This window comes from Pseudomonas sp. Marseille-Q0931 (genome assembly GCF_940789645.1).
Classification (GTDB): Bacteria; Pseudomonadota; Gammaproteobacteria; order Pseudomonadales; family Pseudomonadaceae; genus Aquipseudomonas.
This window is the reverse complement of the sequence record NZ_CALNWT010000001.1, coordinates 1,188,635-1,211,481: the sequence shown is the minus strand read 5'-3', so window position 1 is coordinate 1,211,481 and position 22,847 is coordinate 1,188,635. Positions and strand designations below refer to the sequence as shown.

Sequence of the window (22,847 nt, the reverse complement as noted above, 5' to 3'; positions counted from 1 at the left end):
CAAAGGGGCGCCAGTCTAGCAAACCCCTTCCTCCAGGCTCAGCCTTCGCGCAATACGCTCAGGGGGCTGGCATTCAGAGCGCGGCGGGTGCCGAGTACGCCGGCCAGGCCGATCAGCAGCGCGCCGATCACGGGCAGCAGGAGCAACCAGGGGTGAGGCTGCCAGCTCATGTCGAAGGCATAACGGTAGAGCAGGAAACTCACCAGCTCGCAGCCCAGCGCGGCAAGCAGGCCGGCGGCAGCGCCCAGCAGACCGAACTCGGCACGGCGGGCGCTGATCAGCAACTTGCGCTCGGCGCCCAAGGCACGCAGCAACGCACCCTGGCGAATGCGCTCGTCCAGCGTGGCCTGCAGTCCGGCCAGGAGCACGGTAATGCCGGCGGCGAGTACGAACAGCAGCACGTACTCGATGGCCAGGGTGACCTGGGTGAGGATACTGCGCAGTTGCGCCAGCAGTGCGTCGACCTGCAGCAGGGTGACGCTGGGGAAGGCGCGGCTGAGGGTGACCAATTCCGCGTCCTGGCCGGGTGGCAGGTAAAAGCTGGTCAGGTAGGTGGCGGGCAGGTCCTGCAGGGTCTGCGGCTCGAAGATCATGTAGAAGTTGGGCTGGAAGCTGTCCCAGTCCACCTGGCGCAGGCTGCTGACCTGCGCTTCGCGCTCGATGCCGCCGACATTGAAGCGCAGGCGGTCGCCCAGTTTCAACTGCAGGCTTTCAGCCAGCTCGGCCTCGACGGAAACGCCAGGTAGTTCGCTGGCGTGCGCCGCGCCCCACCAATTGCCGGCGGTGATCAGGTTGTCCGATGGCAGCTCTTCGGCCCAGGTCAGGCTCAGGTCGCGCTGGATGGCGCGCTCGCCGCGGCTTTCCTTGGTCACCAGTTGGCGCACCGGCTCGTCGTTGATCATGATCAGCCGACCGGGCACCACCGGATACAGCGGCGCCGGGTGTGGCGATAGTTCGGCTAGGCGTGCGGCGAAGGCATCGCGTTCTGCCGGCAGCACGTTGAGGGCGAAGTGGTTGGGCGCATCCTCCGGCAACTGGTCCTGCCAGGTGTCGAGCAGCTCGCCACGCAGAAGGGCGATCAGCGCCATGGCCAGCAGGATCAGGCCGAACGCCAGCGACTGGCCAGCGGCGGCCAATGGATGGCGCAGCAGTTGTCCAAGACCCAAACGCCAGGGCAGCGCGGCGCGCTGCAGCATGCGGCGCAGGCTCTGCAAGCCGAGCAACAGCAGGCCGCCAAGCACTACCGCCGCCAGCAGGCCACCGCCGAGCAGTGCCAGGGTCAGGCGCAGGTCCAGGCTCAGACGCCACATGATCAGGCCCAGCGCGACCAGCGCCGCGCCGTATACCAGCCAGGAACCCGCCGGCACCGGCAGCATGTCGCGGCGCAGCACGCGCAGCGGCGGCACGCGCCCAAGAGCCGCCAGCGGCGGCAGGGCGAAGCCGGCCAGCGCTACGAGGCCGGTGGCCATTCCGGCGAGAGCGGGCCACAGGTCGGCAGGTGGCAGATCATCGGGGATCAGACCGCGTAACAGGTAGAACAGCACGTGCTGACCGGCCCAGCCGAGCAGCGCGCCGAGCACGCTGGCGATCAGCCCGAGCAGCGCCAATTGCAGGCCGAACAGCGCCAGTGCTTCGCGCCGTGATAGACCGAGGCAGCGCAGCAGGGCGCTGGCGTCGAAGCGCCGCGCCGCGAAGCGTGCGGCAGACAGGGCCACCGCGACACCGGCGAGCAGCACCGCCGCCAGGCTGGCCAGGTTCAGATAACGTTCGGCGCGGCCGAGTGCGCCACCGACCTGGCGATTGCCATCACGCGCATCGTCCAGGCGTTGATTGGGTTCCAGGCCGGCTTCGACGGCCTGACGGTAGGCCGCCAGTGCGTCGGCATCGCCGCGCCAGAGTTCGCGAAAGCGCACACGGCTGCCGGGTTGCACGACCTCGGTCGCAGCGAGGTCGTCCAGGTGCATCAGCACCCTCGGAGTCAGGCTATAGAAATCGCCAGCGGTGTCCGGGTCATAGGTCAGCACGCGGCTTAGACGCAGAGTCTTGGCGCCGATCTCCAGCTCATCCCCTATCTTCAGGTTCAGCGCGACCATCAGGCGTGCCTCGGCCCAGACCTCTCCCGGGCGCGGGCCGGAACCCACTTCCTCTGATGCGTAGGGCTCGGCTGCGCTTCGCAATTCACCGCGCAGCGGGTAAGCGTCGTTGGCTGCCTTGACGCTGGACAGCTGAATGCCATCCGCTGCGGCGACCACGCTGGAAAACTCCACCGCCTGGGCATGATCCAGGCCCAGCTTGAGGCCGGCATCGATCTGCTCCTGGCTGGCCGGCGAGCTCCCGCTCAGGCGCAGGTCGGCGGCGAGAAATTCGCTGGCGCGCAGCAGCATGGCGTCGTTCAGGCGCGCGCCGAAATAGCCGATAGCGCTGCTGGCTGCCACAGCGACCAGCAAGGCGAAGAACAGCACCCGCAACTCGCCGGCGCGGGCGTCGCGCAGCAGTTGGCGGGCAGCGAGCGAAAACAGGCGAGCGAAGGGCACGCGTTTCATCAGGGCTCCACGCGATCGATCAGATGCCCGCCTTCCAGGCGGATCAGGCGCTGGCAACGGTGTGCCAGGCGTTCGTCATGGGTGACCAGCACAAGGGTGGTGCCACGCTCCTGGTTGAGCTGAAAGAGCAGGTCGCTGATGCGTTCGCCGGTATGGCTGTCGAGGTTGCCGGTGGGTTCGTCGGCGAACAGTACGTCCGGCTCGGCGGCGAAGGCGCGGGCGATGGCCACGCGCTGTTGTTCGCCGCCCGACAGCTGGCGTGGGTAGTGCGTCAGACGCTGGCCGAGGCCTACGCGTTCGAGCAATGCACGGGCGCGCTGGCGGGCATCGGCATGACCTTCCAGCTCCAGCGGCAGCATCACGTTTTCCAGCGCATTGAGGCTGTCGAGCAACTGGAACGACTGGAATACGAAGCCGACATGCTCGGCGCGCAGGCGCGCACGCTGGTCCTCATCGAGTTCGCTGAGGTTCTTGCCGGCCAGCAGCACGGCGCCGCCGCTGGGCAGGTCGAGGCCGGCGAGCAACCCGAGCAGGGTGGATTTGCCGGACCCGGAACTACCGACGATGGCCAGGCTGTCGCCTTTGCTCAGTTCGAGATCGAGATCATGGAGGATGGTCAGCTCGCCTTCCGCGCTGCTGACCACTTTGCTAAGGTTCCGCGCAGCGAGAATGCTCGAAGTCATGGAGATTCCAAATGCGTGCATGGTGGCTCAGTGGTGCCTTGACCCTGATGTTCTGGGCTCAGGGAGCGGTTGCAGGCACCCTGCTTGTGGTCGGCGATAGTATCAGCGCCGCTTTTGGCCTGGATAGCCGGGTGGGATGGGTCGCGCTGCTGGAGAAACGCCTTCGGGAAGAGGGTTTCGAGCACTCCGTAGTTAATGCCTCGATCAGCGGCGACACCAGCGCAGGCGGCGCCGCACGGCTCTCTGCGCTACTTGCCGAACACAAGCCGGAGCTGGTCATCATCGAGCTGGGCGGCAACGACGGCCTGCGTGGCCAGCCCCCCGCACAATTGCAACAGAATCTTGCGTCGATGATCGACGCCTCGCAGTCGGCCGGTGCCAAAGTGCTGCTTCTGGGAATGCGCCTGCCCCCGAACTATGGTGCTCGCTACACCACGGCTTTTGCCCAGGTGTTCGCTGACCTGGCCGAGCAGAAGCAGGTTGCACTGGTGCCGTTCTTCCTCGAGGGTGTCGGTGGTGTGCCGGGGATGATGCAGGCCGATGGCATTCACCCGACTCAGGACGCACAGGCCGTGCTGCTGGATAATGCCTGGCCGGCGCTCAAGCCCTTGCTGTAACCGCCTCATCGCTGAGGGAAACTGAATGGCTGGAGGCTTTTCCGCCTCAAGCCTTTCGGCTAATGTGGCCGACCTGTCACGGAGCCCCAGATGCCGCGTCCCGCCTGGACCCTTTATGCCTATCAACTGATCGAGCCAGACGAGCAGCTGGATCTGTTCGCCTGCCGTGAGGTGCGCGTGCACCTGGTGGCTCGCCAATTGCGCCTGGGTGGGCATGCCGATCGCACATTGTGTGGCGGTTTGTTACCGGCGCAGCCACGTTGGCGTGCGCTGGAAAAGGTCTGGCTGCGCGATCGTCGACTCTGTTCTGCCTGCCTGGCTACCTTCGAGGCGCAGCGCCAGGGTTTGTGCTCGAACTGGGCGGATGGCTGAGGTCTGCCAGGCGTTCCAACGGCGGTGTACAATCGCCGCAATATCACTCAACTCTTTTCAAGGTATTCCCGGATGTTGTCGCGCTTTTCTGCGGTCAACCGCTGCCTGACTCTGGTCGCCCTGTGCTCCAGTGCCGCAGCTCAGGCTCTCGAACTTCCACTGCCGCCGCCAGGCGAAGATGTGGTGGGCCAGGTACAAGTGATCACGGCCAAGTACGAGGACACTTTCGCCGATCTGGGAACGGCAAACGATCTTGGCTATCTGGAAATGGTCGCCGCCAATCCGGGCGTCGACCCCTGGCTGCCTGGCGAGGGCACCGAGGTTATCCTGCCGACGCGCTATGTGCTGCCGCCGGGCCCGCGCGAGGGCATCGTGATCAACCTGGCCGAGTATCGCCTGTACTACTTCCCGAAGGGGCAGAACGTGGTGCACACCTTTCCGCTGGGCATCGGCCGGGAAGGCTGGGGTTCGCCGCTGGGCACCGGCCGGGTGACGGTGAAGACGCCGAACCCGGCCTGGTATCCGCCCAAGTCCATTCGTGAAGAGCACGCTGCCGAGGGTGACATCCTGCCCACCGTGGTGCCGCCTGGCCCGGATAATCCGCTGGGGCCGTACAAGATGACGCTGTCGTTCCCGGGTTACCTGATCCACGGTTCGAACAAGAAGTTCGGTATTGGTATGCGTGTCAGCCATGGCTGCTTCCGCATGCTCAATCACAACGTGCTGGAACTGGCAGACATGGTGCCGGTCGGCACTCCGGTACGCATTCTGAACGAGCCGTACAAGTTCGGCGTCAGTGGCGGCAAGATCTACCTGGAGGCCCACGCGCCGCTCGATGACGAGGGCGATCCGTCCGTTGTCGACAAACATACGGCGGTGATCAATGCATTGCTCAAGCGCGACGAACTCAGCGGCCTGCGCCTGGACTGGGAAATGGTCCGCGAAGTGGTCGCTGCCGAAGACGGCATGCCGGTGCCTATCGCCGCACAAACCGAGAGCGTGGTCGCCAGCAGCGACAACCCGTTCTGATTTTCGAGTCACTGAAAGCCCGCCCGCAATCATGTCGGCGGGCTTTTTATTGCCTGATTGCTGGAGCTGTTCAGTGTCCGTCGCAGGCAATAAAAAAGCCGCCCCAGTTGCCTGGGACGGCTTTCGAAAAAACGAGTCGCAATTACTTGCGGCTGGCTTTTTCCAGCATGCGCAGAGCACGCTCGTTGGCTTCGTCAGCGGTCTGCTGAGCCTTCTGAGCAGCGGCCAGAGCTTCATCAGCCTTGCGGTAGGCTTCGTCGGCACGGGCTTGAGCGCGAGCAGCTGCGTCTTCGGTAGCAGTCAGACGAGCTTCGGTTTCTTTGGACATGCTGCTGCAACCGGTAGCCAGAACTGCGGCCAGAGCCAGAGCAGAGAATTTCAGAACGTTGTTCATCGTGTTCCCCTTGAGGTGGAGTTTTCCATAAAAAGCAATTCCCCAACTGCGGGAAATTAGCCGGCGTACATACTACCTATTAGTTTTAGTAAGTAAACGGAGCCAGGGCAAGAGTTGCAGTTTTTTTTCTTTGACCCGGCGGCTACAGGGCACGGCTCACGGGGGCTGGCTAAAAAACAGTCAGTTACGCAATCCATACAGTAGCGGCTGTACGAACTGTTATAACTGTCCCGGCTTGGAACTAAAACAATAAAGAGGGGAATGGCGATGCTTGGGAATTTGGGGCTCTTGCTGGGCCTGGCGCTACTTATCTTCATGGCGCTGCGCGGCGTGAACATTTTCATCGCAGCATTGCTGTGTTCGATTCTGGTGGCGCTGAGCAATGGTGTCGCCGTACCTCGTGCACTTCTTGAACATTTTCCATTCGGCCCACTGGGTGCGTTTACCTTTGCCGGCAAGTTCTTCGTGCTGTTTCTCTGTGGGGCGATCTTCGGCAAGGTCATGGCGGCCAGCCAGGCGGCCGGCAGCATTGCGCAGGCCATTACCCGCGGGCTGGGTACGCAGCGCACGCTGTGGGTGGCGATGCTGGTGTGTGCGGTGCTGACTTACGGTGGGGTGGTGGTGTTCGTGGTGATCTTCACCATGTATCCGCTGGGCATCACTCTGATGCGCGAAGCCAACCTGCCCAAGCGCCTGTTCTGCGCCGCCACGGCGCTCGGTGCCGGTACCTTCACCATGACGGCGTTACCCGGTTCGCCATCGATTCACAACGTGATCGCCGCCAGTGCGCTGGGTACCGACCTGTTCGCCGGTGCCTGGATCGGGCTATTCGCTTCGCTGGTGATGATCGCCCTGGGTATGGCTTATCTGCAGCGGGAGTGGCGCCTGGCGCGCGAGCGTGGCGAGGGCTTCGAGCCCAACGCGCAGGACGAGCGCATGCAGCAGCTCGCCGGCGCACCAGGTAGCGGGCCGCACTGGGGCCTGGCGCTGGTGCCGATCATCGTGGTGCTGGGCATCATTCTCTTGCCGCGCCTGCTTGCCCTGTCAGGTGCTGTCCTGCCGGGCGAGGGTGCACTGGGTGGGCTGCTGAGCTTCAGTCAGGCGCAGCCGATTCTCTGGCCCAGTCTGGCGCTGGTGATCGCCACTGGCGTCGCTGTGCTGATGTTCCCGGCCTTGCGCCGCAATACCCTGGGTTTGCTGGGGCAGGGGGCGGACGATTCGATCATGCCGCTGTTGAATACGGCGGCGGTGATCGGCTTTGGTGGGGTCGTTACCCAGACTGCAGGTTTTGCCCAGTTCGCCCAATGGATACTGGCCGTGGACCTGCCGCCACTGCTGTCGGTGTTCGCCTCGGTCAGCGTGGTATCGGGGATCGTCGGTTCCTCTTCCGGTGGCTTGCAGATATTCATGCAGACCCTGGCGCCGCGCTACCTGGAAATGGGCGTGGAGCCGGAGGTGCTGCACCGTATCGCCAACATTACCGCCGGCGGCCTGGATTCGCTGCCGCATTGCGGCGCGGTGATCGCCATGCTGATGATCATGGGCTTGACGCACAGGCAGGCGTACAAGGACATCTTCGTCATCACGGTGCTGATCCCTGTGATAGCGGCGTTGCTCTGCATTGCGCTGTTGAGTATCTGATTGCCCGTGGCTGGGCCGTTCTGCGCCTGATAAGCTTGGCCGATCGCATGTGCAGAAGCAGTTTGCGCTTTTGCCAAAGCACCGGTATGAAGTAAAAGCAGATGCGCCGCTAACGGTTGCGGCTAGAGGAGTGAAGATGAGCGAGGGGTTGTCCATCCACCATGACCAGGCGAGTCACCAGTTCGTGACAACCGTCGATGGTGATCGTGCCTATCTGGCCTATATGGATCTGGGTAAGCAGACGTTGGACATCTACCGCACCTTCGTACCCAACGCCCTGCGTGGCCGCGGCATTGCTGCAGCACTCACCGAGCATGCCTTGCAGTATGCCGAGGGCAAGGGTTATACCGTGATTCCGTCATGCTCCTACGTCGAGCGCTACATGGAGCGTCGTGCGCGGCATCAATAGGCGCAATTCTCAAGGGCGGCGAAACAATCCCGCTTGACGAACGAACAAGAAAACGCCGGGCATTGCCCGGCGTTTTCTTTGCCATGTTGTCTTCAGCCGCGAGAACGCTTGGGCAGCACATCCTTGAGCTTGGCGTGCATGCAGCGCAGGCTCTTCTCGGTGGCGTCCCAGTCGATGCAGGCATCGGTGATGGATACACCATACTTGAGGTCGCACAGATCCTTCGGAATCGACTGGTTGCCCCAGCCCAGGTGGCTCTCGACCATCAGGCCGACGATGGAGTTGTTGCCTTCGAGGATCTGGTTGGCCACGTTCTCCAGCACTAGCGGCTGCAGGGCCGGGTCCTTGTTGGAGTTGGCGTGGCTGCAGTCGACCATGATGTTCGGACGGATGCCGGCTTTGGTCAGTTCCTGCTCACAAATGGCGACACTGACCGAATCGTAGTTGGGCTTGCCGTTGCCGCCGCGCAGTACCACGTGACCGTAGGCGTTGCCCTTGGTGGTGACGATGGACACGCCGCCTTCCTGGTTGATGCCAAGGAAACGGTGCGGGCTGGAGACCGACTGCAGCGCGTTGATCGCCACGGTCAGGCCGCCGTCTGTGCCGTTCTTGAAACCGACGGCCGAGGACAGGCCCGAGGCCATTTCGCGGTGGGTCTGGGATTCGGTGGTACGGGCGCCGATGGCCGACCAGCTGATCAGGTCCTGCAGGTACTGCGGGGAAATCGGATCGAGCGCCTCGGTGGCGGTGGGCAGGCCCATTTCCGCCAGGTCGCGCAGCAGTTGACGGCCGATGTGCAGGCCATCCTGGATCTTGAACGAGTCATCCAGATACGGGTCGTTGATCAGGCCTTTCCAGCCGACCGTGGTGCGCGGCTTCTCGAAGTACACGCGCATGACCAGAAACAGGCTGTCGGACAGCTCGGCAGCCAGCACCTTGAGGCGCTCGGCATACTCGTGAGCGGCCTTGATGTCGTGAATGGAGCAGGGGCCGACGACCACGAACAGGCGATGATCCTTGCCGTCGAGGATATCGCGTACCACCTGGCGACCATGGGCGACGGTCTTCAGTGCGGCATCGGTCAGGGGGATTTCGCGTTTCAGCTGATCGGGGGTGATCAGGGTTTCGTTGGAAGCGACGTTGAGGTCGTCGATCGGTAAATCTGCCATCGTGCTATTCATCGGGTCAGGTCGTCAGGTCACGGGTGCCGGCCGCCAGCGATCCCCTATGGCGGTGCACAGCTAGTTGGCGCAGGGGGAGCCGAACCTTAGCGCGTACAGGGCTGCGCGACAATGGGCGTTAAGTTCAATGGGGCTCATCGATTGGCAATGAAGTGACTTGATAGCGGACGGATGATGGCTGCGCCGTGCTCAAGCCAGATAGGGAAACCCGGCGGCATGCTTGGCGATCCAGTCCTGGGCGCATTGCTCGATGGCGATGGCCTGGCCGGATTCCTGCTCTAGCTGCTGGCGGTAATGCTGGATCTGGCAGACCTGTTCGACCATGCGTGCGCGGAACAAGGTGTCCTCATCAAGGAAGGCGATGCCCACTAGGTAATCGTTTTCCTGGCGCCGACACCAGGCCACCACCCCGGGATAGCGCGCCTGATCGCCTAGCAGCGGGATGCGCAATTCGATTGAAGTACCGCGGCGAAAGCCGCGTAACGAGTTGCATGCAACCCCGCCCAGGCTGATATTGTTCAGCCGTTGCCGGGGAATGCAGGCCTGTCTGCGCAGGATCAGTTCCACCGGCATGTCGCTTGGATGACGCAGAAACTTACGCATGAACACCGACCTCGAATGCAGGCAAACTGATATCAGTGGCTTCAGTATAGCGACACAACTGGAATTGACCGATCTGGATGCTGACCGCCGCCTGCTCGATCTTCCCGGTACCTCGCTACTGGTGTTCACAAGCACGGGCTGTGCCAGCTGTCGTTGGGCGCGTCAGGCACTGCCTGGTATGCCGCTTCCGGTCGAGCGCCTGTGCTGGATCGATGCCGGGCATAACGCCGGATTGGTGACACGCTACGAGGTTTTCCATCTGCCCTCGTTATTTCTGGTCAAGGATGGCCATTTCTTTGGCGCATTGCAGGCGCACCTTACCCATCCCGATCTGCTGACCGCCATTGGTGAGGCTCTGCTTCGCCCGGCTGAGGAGCTTCCCTGATGTCCCAATCCCCCGCGCCGCGTATCGGCATCATCGGCACCGGTGCCATCGGCGGCTTCTACGGCATGCTGCTCGCACGTGCCGGGCATGACGTGCACTTTTTGCTGCGCAGCGAATACGCTGCGGTTGTCGAGCGTGGCCTGCAACTGAACAGCAGCGTGCACGGCGCCCTGCACTTGGCGCCAGTGCAGGCCTATCAGCATATCGATGACATGCCGCAATGCGACTGGCTGCTGGTGGGAGCCAAGACCACGGCCAATGCCGAGCTGGCGCCGTTGATCGCCAAGGCCGCGGCGCCTGGCGCCAAGGTGGTGCTGCTACAGAACGGCCTGGCGGTGGAGGATGAGCTGCGTCCGCTGCTGAGTGACGATCTGCACCTGCTGGGTGGGCTCTGCTACATCTGCGTTCACCGCAGTGCGCCGGGTGTGATCGAGCATCAGGCTTTGGGGGCGATCAATCTGGCCTACCACTCTGGGCCGCAGGATGACGACGAGGCGCGCCTGGCGCTGGCCGAGGAGGGCGCGAGCCTGCTGCGCAGCACCGGCGTGGACTCTGCAGCGATGCGTGACCTGGCGCAGACGCGCTGGCAGAAACTGGTGTGGAACATCCCGTACAACGGTCTGTCGGTGTTGCTCGATGCCGACACGCAGCGCCTGATGGGCAACGCCGATAGCCGCGCTCTGATCGGCGACATGATGCAGGAAGTGGTGCAGGCCGCCCGGGCGCTGGGTTACACCATGCCGGAAAGCTATGCGGACAAACTGCTGGCGGCGACGCAGCGTATGCCCGATTACCTGCCGAGCATGTATCACGACTTCGCCCAGGGGCGGCCGGCCGAACTGCACGCCATTTATGAAGCACCGCTGGCGGCTGCGGATGTGGCGGGTTTCGACATGCCCAAGGTGCGCGCCCTGTATCAGGCGCTACGTTTCATTCAGGCTCGCCGGGAGGCTTAACATGGGCAAGGGGCTGGGGGACAAACTGGTGCTGGCGATTTCATCACGGGCGCTGTTCGATCTGAGCGAAAGCCACCAGATCTACGAAAGCGAGGGGGTGGAAGCCTATCGTCGCTATCAGATCGAACATGAGGACGAAGTGCTGATGCCAGGTGACGCCTTCCCGCTGGTGGAGAAGCTGCTCGGGTTGAACGCTCGGCTCAGCGATCAGCGCGTCGAGGTCATCCTGGTGTCGCGCAACAGCGCCGATACCGGCCTGCGTGCGTTCAACTCCATCCAGCACTACGGCCTCGGCATTTCCCGCGCCGCCTTCGTTGGTGGTCGCAGCCCCGATCCTTACCTGGCGGCCTTTGGCTGCCACCTGTTTCTGTCCACCCACGCCGATGATGTGCGCAACGCGCTGAAAGCGGGTTTCGGTGCGGCCACGCTACTTTCCGGCGGTACCCGCCGGGCCAACAGTAATGAGCTACGTATTGCCTTCGATGGCGATGCCGTGCTGTTTTCCGATGACTCCGAGCGGGTCTATCAGAGTGGCGGTCTCAATGCCTTTCAGGACCACGAGCGTGAGTCCGCTCGGCAGGCCCTGCCAGGTGGGCCGTTCAAGCCCTTTCTCGCCGCGCTGCATGCGCTGCAGCAGGAGTTTCCCGAAGCCGAATGTCCGATTCGCACAGCGTTGGTCACTGCCCGTTCGGCGCCAGCGCATGAGCGGGTGATCCGCACGTTGCGCGAGTGGAATATCCGCCTGGACGAATCCTTCTTCCTGGGCGGTCTGGACAAGTCGGCGGTGCTGGAAGCCTTCGCCGCCGACGTGTTCTTCGACGACCAGACCGGCCACTGCGAAAGGGCTCGCCAGGTGGTGGCGACCGGTCACGTCCCTCATGGTGTGAGCAACGAATTGCTGCCTTGACCCTGATTCAGGCACTCAGGTGCCTGTATATAGCCATTCGTCCTAAATAACCTCGCCGATCTTGCTTTGTCTGATGCACTGCTAAGCTCAATCAAGGGCCTGCGCCAGCAGTCGAGGAGGCCGCGTGATTCGCTCGATACTTTATGCCACCGATCTGGGGCTTTATGCCTCCTATGTGCTGCAACATGCCCTCGCACTGACGCGCAGCTTCCAGGCCGACCTGTATGTAGTACACGCGGTGGAGCCCATGGGCCTGTTCGCCGAATCCGTGCTGCAGACCTATCTGGACGAGGACACGCTTGCAGAGCTTCGCCGTACTGGGCTGAACACAGTCATGGCCAGCATCGAGCAGCGGGTACTGGAGGGCTTTCGTGACGAGCTGGGTGACGGTCAGCAGGATCTTCAACTGATACGTGCGGTGCGGGTGCTGCAAGGGGACCCGCCGGCGGTGATTCTCGAGGAGGCGCAGAAACTTGGGGTGGATCTGCTGGTCGTAGGCAGTCACAGCCATGGCACGGACCTGACCATACCGCTGGGGCGCACGGCAGCGCGAATCGTGCAGTTGTCGGAGGTGCCGGTGTATCTGGTGCCAATGCTCCAGCATCGTGGACATGGCGATCTATAAAGGGGGAATGTGTAAAAAGTTCTAGGCTATTCGAATAAACCAACAATATGGTTATATACGGCATTGGCGGCTGTTGATCTGCCTTATTGCTCTGAGGGAAACATATGAAGCTTCAGCAATTGCGCTACATCTGGGAAGTTGCGCACCACGACCTCAACGTATCGGCTACCGCTCAGAGCCTTTACACCTCGCAACCAGGGATCAGCAAGCAGATTCGCTTGCTCGAGGATGAGCTGGGCGTGGAAGTTTTCGCCCGCAGCGGCAAGCACCTGACCCGCGTGACCCCTGCCGGGGAGCGTATCATCACCACCGCCGGCGAGATTCTGCGCAAGGTCGAAAGCATCAAGCAGATCGCCCAGGAGTTCTCCAACGAGAAGAAGGGCACGCTGTCCATCGCCACTACCCACACCCAGGCACGCTATGCCTTGCCGCCAGTGATCAGTGCCTTCATCAAGCAGTACCCGGACGTGTCACTGCACATGCATCAGGGCACGCCGACGCAGATCGCCGAGATGGCCGCCGATGGCAGTGTCGATTTCGCCATCGCCACCGAAGGCCTGGAACTGTTCAACGACCTGATCATGATGCCGTGCTATCGCTGGAACCGCTGCGTGGTAGTGCCGCAGGGGCACCCGTTGACCAAGCTGCCGAAGCTCACCCTCGAAGCACTGGCCGAGCACCCCATCGTCACCTACGTGTTCGGTTTCACCGGGCGCTCGAAACTGGATGAAGCCTTCAGTCATCGCGGTCTGACGCCCAAGGTGGTATTCACCGCAGCCGACGCCGACGTGATCAAGACCTACGTGCGCCTGAATCTGGGCGTCGGCATCGTGGCCAAGATGGCCGTCGACCCCAAGCTGGACCCGGATCTGGTGGTGCTCGACGCCGACGAGTTGTTCGAGCCCAGCGTGACCAAGATCGGTTTTCGTCGCGGCACCTTCCTGCGCGGCTTCATGTGCGATTTCATCGAACGTTTCGCCCCGCACCTGACCCGTGACATGCTGGCCAAAGCCGTGCAGTGCCACAACAAGTCCGAACTCGAAGACTTGTTCGCGGGTGTCGAGTTGCCAATGCACTGAGCAGACGCTGAAACGAAACATGGCGCCCTTGGGCGCCATGTTCGTTCCAGCCAGTGCCAATCAGTGGCTGAGGTGCAGGCCGCACTCTCGATTATCTTCACCCTTGGTCGGGTCGTAGTAATCGAACTCGTTCGGCAGGTCGTGAGCGACCAGGTATTGGTAGAGGTCCTTGGAAGACCAATGCAGCAGCGGCGCGACCTTGATCAGGCCGTCCGGGTTGATGCTGATGGGGTCCATCTGCGCACGCACGGCGGTATCGGTGGCGCGTAGGGCGGTGAACCAGACGCTTGGTGCGGTCTCGCGCAGGGCGCGGGCGAACGGCTCGAGCTTCACTTCTTCGGTAAACGCGGCGTGGCGCGGATCATCCAGGCCAGGCAGGGGCCCGTCGATTGCCTCGCGATGCGCGCGCGAACGCTTGGGCAGGTAAGTGATCAGGTTGAGGCCCAGCTTGCGCGTCACCTCGTCGGCGAAGCGGTAGGTGGCGTCGGTGTTGTAGCCGCTGTCCATCCAGACCACCGGAATATCCGGTTTGACCTGGCTGACCATATGCAGGATCACCGCTTCGAACGGGCGGAAGTTGGTGGTGCAAATGGCGGGTTTGCCCAGTCCGATGGCCCACTGCACCAGCTTTTCAGGCTGGTTGCCGAATTCGGCGTTGAGCGCGTCCAGGTCGAGTTCCATGTTGAGGACTCCAGATCGAGTGCGTGAGGGCGCGATGGTAACAAAGCCCGGTTATGCGGCTAAATAACTAAGGCGCTTGATGTCCTTCGTTCCAGTTATAAGCAGGTCGCATTGCGCCAGCCAAGCCCAGCGGCTAGAGTGCCGGCTCCTTTTTGGCTCAACCGAGGAGTGGCCTGTGGAAATCGCGTGTCTCGACCTGGAAGGTGTACTGGTCCCGGAAATATGGATCGCCTTTGCGGAAAAAACCGGCATCGAGTCGCTCAAGGCGACCACCCGCGACATCCCCGATTACGACGTGCTGATGCAGCAGCGCCTGCGCATCCTCGACGAGCACGGCCTGAAGCTGAAGGACATTCAGGACGTGATCGCCACGCTCAAGCCGCTCGAGGGCGCCGTCGAGTTCGTCGACTGGCTGCGCGAGCGCTTCCAGGTGGTGATTCTCTCCGACACGTTCTACGAGTTCTCCCAGCCGCTGATGCGCCAGCTCGGTTTCCCGACCCTGCTGTGCCACCGTCTGATCACCGACGAGAACGATCGCGTGGTCAGCTACCAGCTGCGCCAGAAGGACCCCAAGCGCCAGTCGGTCGTTGCCTTCAAGAGCCTGTACTACCGCGTGATCGCGGCGGGTGATTCTTACAACGACACCACCATGCTCAGCGAAGCCCACGCCGGTATCCTGTTCCACGCGCCGGACAACGTGATCCGCGAGTTCCCGCAGTTCCCGGCGGTGCACAGCTATGAGGACCTCAAACAGGAATTTCTCAAGGCATCGAACCGCAAGCTGAGCATGTAAGGCCGATGAATAAGAACGCCGCGATTTCGCGGCGTTTTCGTTAGTCCAGCTTGTTTGGCAGACGCTCCAGCGTCTCCAGCAGCACCTTCACCTTGGTGATCGACTCCTGGTACTCGGCCTGCCAGTGGGAGTCGGTAACGATGCCGCCACCGCCCCAGCAACTGACCTTGCCATCCTTGACCAGCAGGCTGCGAATGGCGATGGAGCTGTCCATCTCGCCGCGCACGTCGAGATACAGCAGTGAGCCGCAGTAGAGTCCGCGCCGGGTCGGCTCCAGCTCGTCGATGATCTGCATGGCGCGGATCTTCGGTGCGCCGGTGATTGAGCCGCCCGGGAAACTGCCGGCGATCAGGTCCAGCGCATCCTTGTCGGGCGCCAGCTCGGCGGTCACGCAACTGACCAGATGATGCACGTTGGGATAGCTTTCCAGAGCGAACAGCTCCGGCACCTTGACCGAGCCGGTACGGCAGCTGCGGCCGAGATCATTGCGCAGCAGATCGACGATCATCAGGTTCTCGGCGCGGTCCTTGCGGCTGGCCAGCAGTTCCTGCGCCTGCGCCTGGTCATCCTCGGCATCTTCGCCTCGGCGCCGGGTGCCCTTGATCGGACGTGTTTCCACCTGGCCGGCGCTGACCTTGAGGAAACGCTCCGGCGACAGGCTGAGAATGGCGTTGCCATCTCCCAGGCTTTGGAAGCCTGAGAAGGGGGTGGGGCAGGCCTGGCGCAGCGCCAGGTAAGCCGTCCACGGATCGCCTGCGCAGGGTGCCTGAAAGCGCTGGGCGAAATTCACCTGATAACAGTCGCCCGCGAGAATGTAGCTCTGGATGCGTTCGATCGCCTGGCGATAGCGGTGCTGGTCGATATCGGCCTGGAACGGCTGACTCAGGTGGAAGGGCGCTAGGTCTTCGCTGTACGGTGCTTCGAACAGCGCCTGCAGGCGCTGGCGCTCTGCGTGCGGCAGGCTCGGGTGAAACAGCAGAGCGCTGGTGCCAAGCTGGTGATCGCTGATCAACGCCCAGGCGTAGAGACCGAACCGCGCATCCTCGAGGCCCAGATCGTCGATGCTCTGCTCGGGCAGCGCCTCCAGGCGGCGACCGAAATCGTAGGACAGGTAACCGATCAGGCCGCCGACGAAGGGCAGCGTCTGCTGTGCCGGCGCCTCTGCATGGCCAAGGCTCTGCAGCGCGTCGCGCAGGCGTTGCAGGAAAGCGTTGGCCGATTCGTCGGCCACTGGCGCCAGTTCGGCCAACGGCCAGGCGCTCATCAGGTCATAGCGGCCGCGCTCGGCATTCGGGCGCCCGGCATCCAGCAGTACCGCGCCGGGGGCCTGACGAATGCGCCGGAAGTAGTCGCTGGGGTCTGTCCGGTAAGGAAGGGGGTGCAGGGAGCAGCTTGGCATGCGTGGCAGTCGGAAGGCTAGAAAGGGCGATTGTAGTCCGCTGCCAGTATTCATCCTAGCGCCGCATGTTGCAGCTGTGCTGCTGATGCCTGGCGTACGATGCGACTGCTCAGCATGCGCTGTGGGCGCCAGTATCGGCAGCGCATAAAGACCTGATAAGCCGTTGCCCTTGGAGATGAAGGTGTGTGCAAGCGAGTGACAGCGCGCAGCCTGGATTCTCTACAGGACGACCCGGCCTGTCGCGAGGCCGCAGCGACCTCGCGACGGGCCAGGCGTGCGTCAGACTTCCTTGCTGACGATATGGCCGAACAGCTCCTGGGAGAAACGCACGCGCTCTTCGGCGTCCTCCTGAATGCCCTTGGCCTTCAGTTCTTCCAGGCGAGCTTCGACGGCGTGAGCGCGGTGGGTCAGACCACAGTCATTGGCGATCTGGATATTCAGGCCGGGGCGGGCGTTGAGCTCGAGAATCAGCGGGCCCTTGTCCTGATCCAGCACCATGTCCACGCCGATGTAACCCAGGCCGCACAACTCGTAGCAGCCGGCGGCGAGTTTCATGAAGCCATCCCAGTTCGGCAATTGCACACCGTCCACCGCGTTGGTGGTGTCCGGGTGCTTGCTGATCTTGTTGTTCAGCCAGGTGCCGCGCAGGGTCACGCCGGTGGCCAGGTCCACACCCACGCCGATGGCCCCTTGGTGCAGGTTGGCCTTGCCGTTGGACTGACGCGTCGGCAGGCGCAGCATGGCCATCACCGGATAGCCCATCAGCACGATGATGCGGATGTCCGGCACGCCTTCGTAGCTGATGCTCTTGAAGATGGTGTCCGGGGTCACGCGGTACTCGATCAGCGCGCGGTCACGGTGGCCGCCGAGCGAGTACAGGCCGGAGAGGATGCTGGAGATCTGCTGCTCCAACTCATCGTGGCTGACGATCTTACCGGACACCGTCTTGAAACGGTCCTCGAAACGGTCGGCGATGACCATGATGCCGTCACCGCCGGCGCCCTGTGCCGGCTTGATGACGAAGTCGGTGCGTCCCTCGATGATCTTGTGGAGGTTCTCGATGCCTTTCTCGGTCTCGATGATGCCGTACAGCTCGGGCACATCGATGCCGGCCTCGATGGCCCGCTCCTTGGTGATGATCTTGTCGTCGACGATAGGGTACAGGTGCCGTTTGTTGTACTTCAGCACGTAGTCCGCATTGCGTCGGTTGATGCCCATGATGCCTTTGGCTTCAAGGGCCTTCCACGTCTTGATCAGGCCGAACATGGTCTTAGTCCTTGAGGAAGGCTTTGAAGCGGAACAGTTCGGTCAGGCGGTAGCCGCGGTAGCGACCCATCGCCAGCATGAAGCCCACCAGGATCAGCAGGATCGCCGGGAAGGTGAATACGAAGTACACCAGCTCCGGCACGCTCATCAGCAGGTGCGCGATGGTGGCGGCGAACAGGGTGCCGATGGCGACCTTGAACGCGTGGCTGCCGCCGCGCTCTTCCCAGGTGATCGACAGGCGTTCGATGGTCATGGTCAGAATCACCATCGGGAACAGCGCTACCGACAGACCGCGCTCCAGGCCCAGCTTGTGGCTGAACAGGCTGATGGCGGCGATCAGCACCACGACGAAGGTCAGCACCACCGACAGGCGCGGCAGCATCTGCAGCTTCAGATGCTCCAGATAGGAACGCAACGACAGACCGAGCGCAGTGATCACGGTAAACAGGAAGATGCCGAAGCCCAGCTGGGTTTCGCGGAAGGCCAGGGCGATCAGTACCGGGGTGAAGGTACCCAGCGTCTGCAGGCCGCCGAGGTTGCGCAGGATCAGGATGACCAACACGCCGATCGGGATCATGACCATGATCATGAAGGTCTGCTGGGTCTGCAGCGGCAAGCCGTACAGCGAGTATTCGAGGAAGCTGGCGTCGGTGTTCTCGTCGGTCAGCTTGGCCAGGCGAATGGCGTTCATCTCGCTGTTGTTCAGGCTGAAGCTGACGGCGGCTTGACGGCCGCCCTCGAGGCTGACCAGTTCACCATCGCCGATCCACCAGACCAGGCGGTCTGCCGGCAGGCCCTGTTCACCGGTTTCCGGGTTGAAATACAGCCACTTCTGGCCATTGAAACTGCGCAGCCACAGCTCTGGCGATTGAGCTACTTCGGCCTGCAGACGAATGGTGTGTACGCGCTCCATCGGCACGTGGGCGATGGACAGCAGCAGGTCGACCACCTTGGCCTTGTTGGCGGTGGAAGCGTCGCCGCCGAGCAGCAGCTTGACGTTGTCGTCACTTACATTGTTAACGCGCTTGATGGTCTCGCTGATGAAGGTTTCGACGTCCGCCGAATGCTGGCGGATCGGCGCGAGCAGGGCTTCGGCTGCGATCTTCTCGGGGCCTTCGACCGGGATGCTGTCGCGGAAGATCGGGCCCTTGGCCGGCGGCTGTTCGCCGCTGTAGCGCTTGGTCAGGACCAGGCGGTAGTAGAGGGTCTGCTTGCCGCTGGCGCGCCGGGCCGACCAGGTGACGCGGCGGTTGCCGTCGACACGGTTGACGCTGACGCCGTAGTTGTTGGAAATGAAGCTTTCGTTGAGGCTCACGTAATCCTGGTTCAGCGGCGGTACGAACATCTGCAGCTTCACCGGCTCGCGCGGGGTCGCCTGGAATTCGACCTTGGCGTCGATGTTCCACAGATCGTCGGTCTCGTCCTCGGTCATCGGGATGCCGAGAATGAAGATTTGGTATGCCGTAATCAGAACGCCCAAGGTCACCAGCAGGGTGATCAGGACTTTCAGATGCAGGTTCAGAGAGCGCATGGGAATTACTCGCCAGGGGTTGCGTCGTCGGTGCAGTCGGGTTTGCCGGCCGCGTATTTAAGGCTTGGATCGACCATGGCCTCGAAGTGCTTGAGCGCTTCGGAGCCGATCAGAAGCGGGTATTGGAATGCGCTTCGGTCGGTCAAGTTCACTTCGATCGTGCGCAGGGTCTGCCCCATGCACAGTTCGAGGTCGATGACCGGGCGTGCGGTGTAGGTCTTGTCTTCATCGGGGTCGAAGTCGCCCGCACGTCGTTTGATCTTGCTGATACGCGCCAGCGGACGCTCGATGGTCCGCTCGTGGGCGTCATCGATGGCCAGCACGAAACGCACCCAGGTTTCTCCGTCACGCTTGAAGCGTTTGATGTCGCGAGCGCTGAGGGACGCTGTCTTGGCGCCGGTGTCGAGCTTGGCCGCTACCTGCAGGTCCAGTTCTTCTATGTGAATGTATTCGTTCAGGCCATAGATCGACTTGCCCATGGCCAGAGCCGGGCAGGACAAGGTCAGCAGGCAGAGCAACAGGGAGAAGGGTTTCAGTCTCATGGGTCCTTGAGAAGGTGTTGCCAGGGGCGGGTGAGCGACAGCGTCTGGCGGCATACTGCGATATAACCGTCTGCCGGGAAGTCTAGCAGCATGGCAACAGGCGTTGGCCGGGCGTGAATGCGCGGATTCTAACATGGGGATTTTCCGAGCTGACAGCAGCTTATGTAGCTTTCTGCAAGTAAGGTCAAGGCTCGGGCAGGGCGGCGAGAATAAAATATTGTCGACAATACTTTGGTCTGCTTTGACGGTTTTGGCTTTTAAGCGTAGTTTTGTCGTCATTGATCGCTATCGGTGTCGACAATCATGCTGCTTGAATCAGATGCGTCAGCAACGGCTCAGGTGGATTCGGAAACACTTTCCGAGCACGTCTTTCGCCTGATCCAGGCTGCCATCGTCAAAGGTGAGATCGCCCCCGGCAGCAAGATTTCCGAGCCGGAGTTGGCGCGTACCTACGGCATCAGCCGGGGTCCGCTGCGCGAGGCAATCCATCGCCTGGAAGGGCAGAAGCTGCTGGTGCGCGTACCGCATGTGGGCGCACGGGTGGTGTCGCTCAGTCATGCCGAGCTGATCGAGCTGTACGAGATCCGCGAGTCCCTCGAAGGCATGGCCTGCCGCCTGGCCGCTGAGCGCATGACCCAGCATGAGATCGACGAACTGCGCCGGGTGCTGGAGCTGCACGAGCAGGACGCCGCGTTCAAGGCTGGCGTCGGTTACTACCAGCAGGAAGGCGACTTCGACTTCCACTACCGGATCATCCAGGGCAGCGGCAACCGCACCCTGGCCAAGCTGCTGTGCGACGAGCTGTACCAACTGGTGCGCATGTACCGCCTGCAGTTCTCCGCGACGCCTAATCGGCCGCACCAGGCCTTCGCCGAACACCACCGCATTCTCGATGCCATCGCCGACCGTGACGGCGAGCTGGCCGAACTGCTGATGCGCCGCCACATCGGCGCCTCCAAGCGCAATATCGAGCGCCACTACAGCGAAGCGCTCGCCACTTCATCCAAGACCCGAGGTGATTCATGACCCAGCTTTCCGCCGGCCAGCGTTTCCGCCAGGCCCTCGCCGAAGAGCAACCGCTGCAGGTGATCGGCGCGATCAACGCCAACCATGCACTGCTGGCCAAGCGCGCAGGCTTTCGCGCCATCTACCTGTCCGGTGGCGGTGTCGCGGCCGGCTCGCTCGGGCTGCCGGATCTGGGCATCAACACCCTGGATGACGTGCTGACCGACGTGCGCCGCATCACCGATGTCTGCGACCTGCCGCTGCTGGTAGATATCGATACCGGCTTTGGTCCCAGCGCCTTCAACATCGAGCGCACCATCAAGAACCTGATCAAGGCCGGTGCTGCCGCCGCGCATATCGAGGATCAGGTCGGAGCCAAGCGCTGTGGCCACCGTCCGGGCAAGGAGATCGTCTCCTGCGAGGAAATGTGCGACCGGGTGCGCGCTGCTGCCGACGCCAAGACCGATCCAGACTTCTTCCTGATCGCCCGTACTGACGCGATCCAGGCTGAAGGTGTCGACGCCGCCATCGAACGGTGCCTGCGCTATGTCGAGGCCGGTGCCGATGCAATCTTCGCCGAGGCCGCTTACGACCTGCCGACCTACAAGCGTTTCGTCGAGGCGCTGAAGGTGCCGGTGCTGGCCAATATCACCGAGTTCGGCGCCACGCCGCTGTTCACCCGCGACGAGCTGGCCTCGGTCGGCGTCGCCATCCAGCTGTATCCGCTGTCCGCGTTCCGTGCGGCGAACAAGGCGGCGGAAAGTGTCTACACCTCGATTCGCCAGAACGGCCACCAGAAAGATGTGATCGAGCTGATGCAGACCCGCGCCGAGTTGTACGACCGCATCGGCTACCACGCCTTCGAGCAGAAGCTCGACGCGCTGTTCGCCGCCGGCAAGAAGTAAAGCTGCGCACGGGGTCGCTTATGTAGGAGCGAATTTATTCGCGATTCGCCGATGAATCCGCTCCTGCGCTACGGCCCGCTACCGCTGACAGTAAGCAGAACAAGAAGAGTCGAGGAGATAACCATGAGCGCCACCGAAACCACCCCTGGCTTCAAGCCGAAAAAATCCGTCGCTCTGAGCGGCACCGCCGCCGGTAACACCGCGCTGTGCACTGTCGGTCGCACCGGCAACGACCTGCACTACCGTGGCTATGACGTGCTCGATTTCGCCAACCGCTGCGAGTTCGAGGAGATCGCCTACCTGCTGGTGCACGGCAAGCTGCCCAACGTCGCCGAGCTGGCTGGCTACAAGGCCAAGCTCAAAGCCCTGCGCGGTCTGCCGGCCGGGGTGAAGGCGGCTCTGGAGCAACTGCCGCCCTCGGCGCACCCGATGGACGTGATGCGCACCGCGGTATCCGTGCTTGGCTGCCTGGCGCCGGAGAAGGATGATCACAACCATCCGGGCGCCCGCGACATTGCCGACAAGCTGATGGCCTCTCTGGGCTCGGCGCTGCTGTACTGGTACCACTACAGCCACAACGGCAAGCGCATTGACGTTGAAACCGACGACGACTCCATCGGCGGCCACTTCCTGCACCTGCTGCACGGCGAGAAGCCGCGCGAGTCCTGGGTGCGCGCCATGCACACCTCGCTCAACCTGTACGCCGAGCACGAGTTCAACGCCTCGACCTTCACCTCGCGGGTGATCGCCGGCACCGGCTCCGACCTGTTCTCCTGCATCGCCGGCGCCATCGGCGCGCTGCGCGGCCCAAAGCACGGCGGCGCCAACGAAGTGGCCTTCGAGGTGCAGAAGCGCTACGACAGCCCGGACGAGGCCGAGGCAGATATCCGCGAACGGGTAGGGCGCAAGGAAGTGGTGATCGGCTTCGGCCACCCGGTCTACACCGTCAGCGACCCGCGCAACAAGGTGATCAAGGAAGTGGCCCGCGAGCTGTCCGTGGAGCAGGGCAGTACCAAGATGTATGACATCGCCGAGCGCCTGGAAAGCGTGATGTGGGAGATCAAGAAGATGTTCCCCAACCTCGACTGGTTCAGCGCCGTGAGCTACCACATGATGGGTGTGCCCACCGCCATGTTCACCCCGCTGTTCGTCATCGCCCGCACCGCCGGCTGGTCCGCTCACGTCATCGAGCAACGCATCGACGGCAAGATCATCCGTCCGAGCGCCAACTACACAGGCCCCGAAGACCTGAAGTTCGTGCCGCTCAAGGATCGTAAATAACTAATCATGGAAAACACCAT

General features: G+C 62.6%; 24 protein-coding genes. 14 read left to right on the top strand and 10 right to left on the bottom strand.

The window, feature by feature from the left end:
• Window positions 1-38 precede the first annotated feature (38 nt).
• Together P3C50_RS05870 and P3C50_RS05865 are read right to left on the bottom strand one after the other, a co-directional pair.
• Window positions 39-2,543, bottom strand: a complete 2,505-nt coding sequence (locus P3C50_RS05870; protein ID WP_275545228.1) for an ABC transporter permease — start codon at window positions 2,541-2,543, stop codon at window positions 39-41.
• Entirely contained in the window at window positions 2,543-3,226 is a 684-nt protein-coding gene (locus tag P3C50_RS05865; protein WP_275545227.1) for an ABC transporter ATP-binding protein, read from the bottom strand. The genes P3C50_RS05870 and P3C50_RS05865 overlap by 1 nt, the downstream gene beginning before the upstream one ends.
• An 11-nt stretch (window positions 3,227-3,237) precedes the next feature.
• On the opposite strand from P3C50_RS05865, the gene P3C50_RS05860 reads away from it, so the two are divergent.
• From P3C50_RS05860 to P3C50_RS05850, 3 genes are all read left to right on the top strand, one after another.
• On the top strand, window positions 3,238-3,843 hold the full coding sequence (locus P3C50_RS05860; RefSeq protein WP_275545226.1) for an arylesterase: 606 nt from the start codon (window positions 3,238-3,240) through the stop codon (window positions 3,841-3,843).
• A 90-nt stretch (window positions 3,844-3,933) separates the two neighbouring features.
• Complete coding sequence (locus P3C50_RS05855) at window positions 3,934-4,215, top strand: hypothetical protein (protein WP_275545225.1); 282 nt, start codon at window positions 3,934-3,936, stop codon at window positions 4,213-4,215.
• Between the two features lie 72 nt (window positions 4,216-4,287).
• Window positions 4,288-5,244 (top strand): L,D-transpeptidase family protein, encoded by a 957-nt coding sequence (locus tag P3C50_RS05850; RefSeq protein WP_197855829.1) that lies wholly within the window; start codon window positions 4,288-4,290, stop codon window positions 5,242-5,244.
• A 142-nt stretch (window positions 5,245-5,386) separates the two neighbouring features.
• On the opposite strand, the gene oprI is transcribed toward P3C50_RS05850, so the two are convergent.
• Window positions 5,387-5,638: an outer membrane lipoprotei OprI gene (gene oprI, locus P3C50_RS05845; protein WP_003239826.1), complete on the bottom strand. Its 252-nt coding sequence runs from the start codon at window positions 5,636-5,638 to the stop codon at window positions 5,387-5,389.
• A gap of 267 nt (window positions 5,639-5,905) precedes the next feature.
• On the opposite strand from oprI, the gene P3C50_RS05840 reads away from it, so the two are divergent.
• Together P3C50_RS05840 and P3C50_RS05835 are read left to right on the top strand one after the other, a co-directional pair.
• A complete protein-coding gene (locus P3C50_RS05840) occupies window positions 5,906-7,279 on the top strand; it encodes a GntP family permease (protein ID WP_275545224.1) in 1,374 nt (457 codons plus the stop codon).
• 136 nt (window positions 7,280-7,415) lie between these two features.
• Complete coding sequence (locus tag P3C50_RS05835) at window positions 7,416-7,688, top strand: GNAT family N-acetyltransferase (RefSeq protein ID WP_013715766.1); 273 nt, start codon at window positions 7,416-7,418, stop codon at window positions 7,686-7,688.
• Between the two features lie 92 nt (window positions 7,689-7,780).
• Here the strand turns inward: P3C50_RS05835 and P3C50_RS05830 are convergent, their stop codons facing one another.
• The gene (locus tag P3C50_RS05830; protein ID WP_275545223.1) at window positions 7,781-8,857 is read right to left on the bottom strand and encodes a 3-deoxy-7-phosphoheptulonate synthase; all 1,077 of its coding nucleotides are present in this window, start codon (window positions 8,855-8,857) and stop codon (window positions 7,781-7,783) included.
• Between the two features lie 201 nt (window positions 8,858-9,058).
• Window positions 9,059-9,472: a PilZ domain-containing protein gene (locus P3C50_RS05825; protein WP_197855826.1), complete on the bottom strand. Its 414-nt coding sequence runs from the start codon at window positions 9,470-9,472 to the stop codon at window positions 9,059-9,061.
• Between P3C50_RS05825 and P3C50_RS05820 the strand changes: the two genes are divergently transcribed.
• From P3C50_RS05820 to cysB, 5 genes are all read left to right on the top strand, one after another.
• On the top strand, window positions 9,471-9,857 hold the full coding sequence (locus P3C50_RS05820) for a thioredoxin (RefSeq protein WP_275545222.1): 387 nt from the start codon (window positions 9,471-9,473) through the stop codon (window positions 9,855-9,857). The two genes, P3C50_RS05825 and P3C50_RS05820, sit on opposite strands and share 2 nt — an antisense overlap.
• On the top strand, window positions 9,857-10,813 hold the full coding sequence (locus tag P3C50_RS05815) for a putative 2-dehydropantoate 2-reductase (RefSeq protein WP_275545221.1): 957 nt from the start codon (window positions 9,857-9,859) through the stop codon (window positions 10,811-10,813). Before P3C50_RS05820 ends, P3C50_RS05815 begins: the two co-directional genes overlap by 1 nt.
• Window position 10,814: 1 nt before the next feature.
• Entirely contained in the window at window positions 10,815-11,720 is a 906-nt protein-coding gene (locus P3C50_RS05810; protein ID WP_197855823.1) for a 5'-nucleotidase, read from the top strand.
• A gap of 124 nt (window positions 11,721-11,844) precedes the next feature.
• On the top strand, window positions 11,845-12,345 hold the full coding sequence (locus tag P3C50_RS05805) for a universal stress protein (RefSeq protein ID WP_197855822.1): 501 nt from the start codon (window positions 11,845-11,847) through the stop codon (window positions 12,343-12,345).
• A gap of 104 nt (window positions 12,346-12,449) precedes the next feature.
• Window positions 12,450-13,424, top strand: coding sequence for an HTH-type transcriptional regulator CysB (gene cysB, locus P3C50_RS05800; protein ID WP_197855821.1), 975 nt, complete (start codon window positions 12,450-12,452; stop codon window positions 13,422-13,424).
• Window positions 13,425-13,484: 60 nt separating this feature from the next.
• On the opposite strand, the gene P3C50_RS05795 is transcribed toward cysB, so the two are convergent.
• Window positions 13,485-14,105: a phosphoadenosine phosphosulfate reductase family protein gene (locus P3C50_RS05795; protein ID WP_197855820.1), complete on the bottom strand. Its 621-nt coding sequence runs from the start codon at window positions 14,103-14,105 to the stop codon at window positions 13,485-13,487.
• A 175-nt stretch (window positions 14,106-14,280) separates the two neighbouring features.
• Between P3C50_RS05795 and thrH the strand changes: the two genes are divergently transcribed.
• Entirely contained in the window at window positions 14,281-14,898 is a 618-nt protein-coding gene (gene thrH, locus P3C50_RS05790; protein WP_275545220.1) for a bifunctional phosphoserine phosphatase/homoserine phosphotransferase ThrH, read from the top strand.
• A gap of 40 nt (window positions 14,899-14,938) precedes the next feature.
• Here the strand turns inward: thrH and pabB are convergent, their stop codons facing one another.
• The 4 genes from pabB to P3C50_RS05770 all read right to left on the bottom strand — a co-directional run bounded on the left by pabB (window position 14,939) and on the right by P3C50_RS05770 (window position 19,636).
• Window positions 14,939-16,297 carry an aminodeoxychorismate synthase component I gene (pabB, locus tag P3C50_RS05785; protein ID WP_275545219.1) on the bottom strand — a complete coding sequence of 453 codons (1,359 nt, stop codon included), beginning with the start codon at window positions 16,295-16,297 and terminating at the stop codon, window positions 14,939-14,941.
• Between the two features lie 279 nt (window positions 16,298-16,576).
• A complete protein-coding gene (locus P3C50_RS05780) occupies window positions 16,577-17,563 on the bottom strand; it encodes an alpha-L-glutamate ligase-like protein (protein ID WP_275545218.1) in 987 nt (328 codons plus the stop codon).
• 4 nt (window positions 17,564-17,567) lie between these two features.
• A complete protein-coding gene (locus P3C50_RS05775; RefSeq protein WP_275545217.1) occupies window positions 17,568-19,094 on the bottom strand; it encodes an inactive transglutaminase family protein in 1,527 nt (508 codons plus the stop codon).
• Between the two features lie 5 nt (window positions 19,095-19,099).
• On the bottom strand, window positions 19,100-19,636 hold the full coding sequence (locus P3C50_RS05770) for an ATP-dependent zinc protease (protein WP_115291503.1): 537 nt from the start codon (window positions 19,634-19,636) through the stop codon (window positions 19,100-19,102).
• A 303-nt stretch (window positions 19,637-19,939) separates the two neighbouring features.
• Between P3C50_RS05770 and P3C50_RS05765 the strand changes: the two genes are divergently transcribed.
• The 3 genes from P3C50_RS05765 to prpC all read left to right on the top strand — a co-directional run bounded on the left by P3C50_RS05765 (window position 19,940) and on the right by prpC (window position 22,827).
• A complete protein-coding gene (locus tag P3C50_RS05765) occupies window positions 19,940-20,662 on the top strand; it encodes a GntR family transcriptional regulator (protein WP_275545216.1) in 723 nt (240 codons plus the stop codon).
• Complete coding sequence (gene prpB / locus P3C50_RS05760; RefSeq protein ID WP_275545215.1) at window positions 20,659-21,546, top strand: methylisocitrate lyase; 888 nt, start codon at window positions 20,659-20,661, stop codon at window positions 21,544-21,546. Before P3C50_RS05765 ends, prpB begins: the two co-directional genes overlap by 4 nt.
• Window positions 21,547-21,669: 123 nt before the next feature.
• Complete coding sequence (prpC, locus tag P3C50_RS05755; protein WP_275545214.1) at window positions 21,670-22,827, top strand: bifunctional 2-methylcitrate synthase/citrate synthase; 1,158 nt, start codon at window positions 21,670-21,672, stop codon at window positions 22,825-22,827.
• Window positions 22,828-22,847 lie beyond the last annotated feature (20 nt).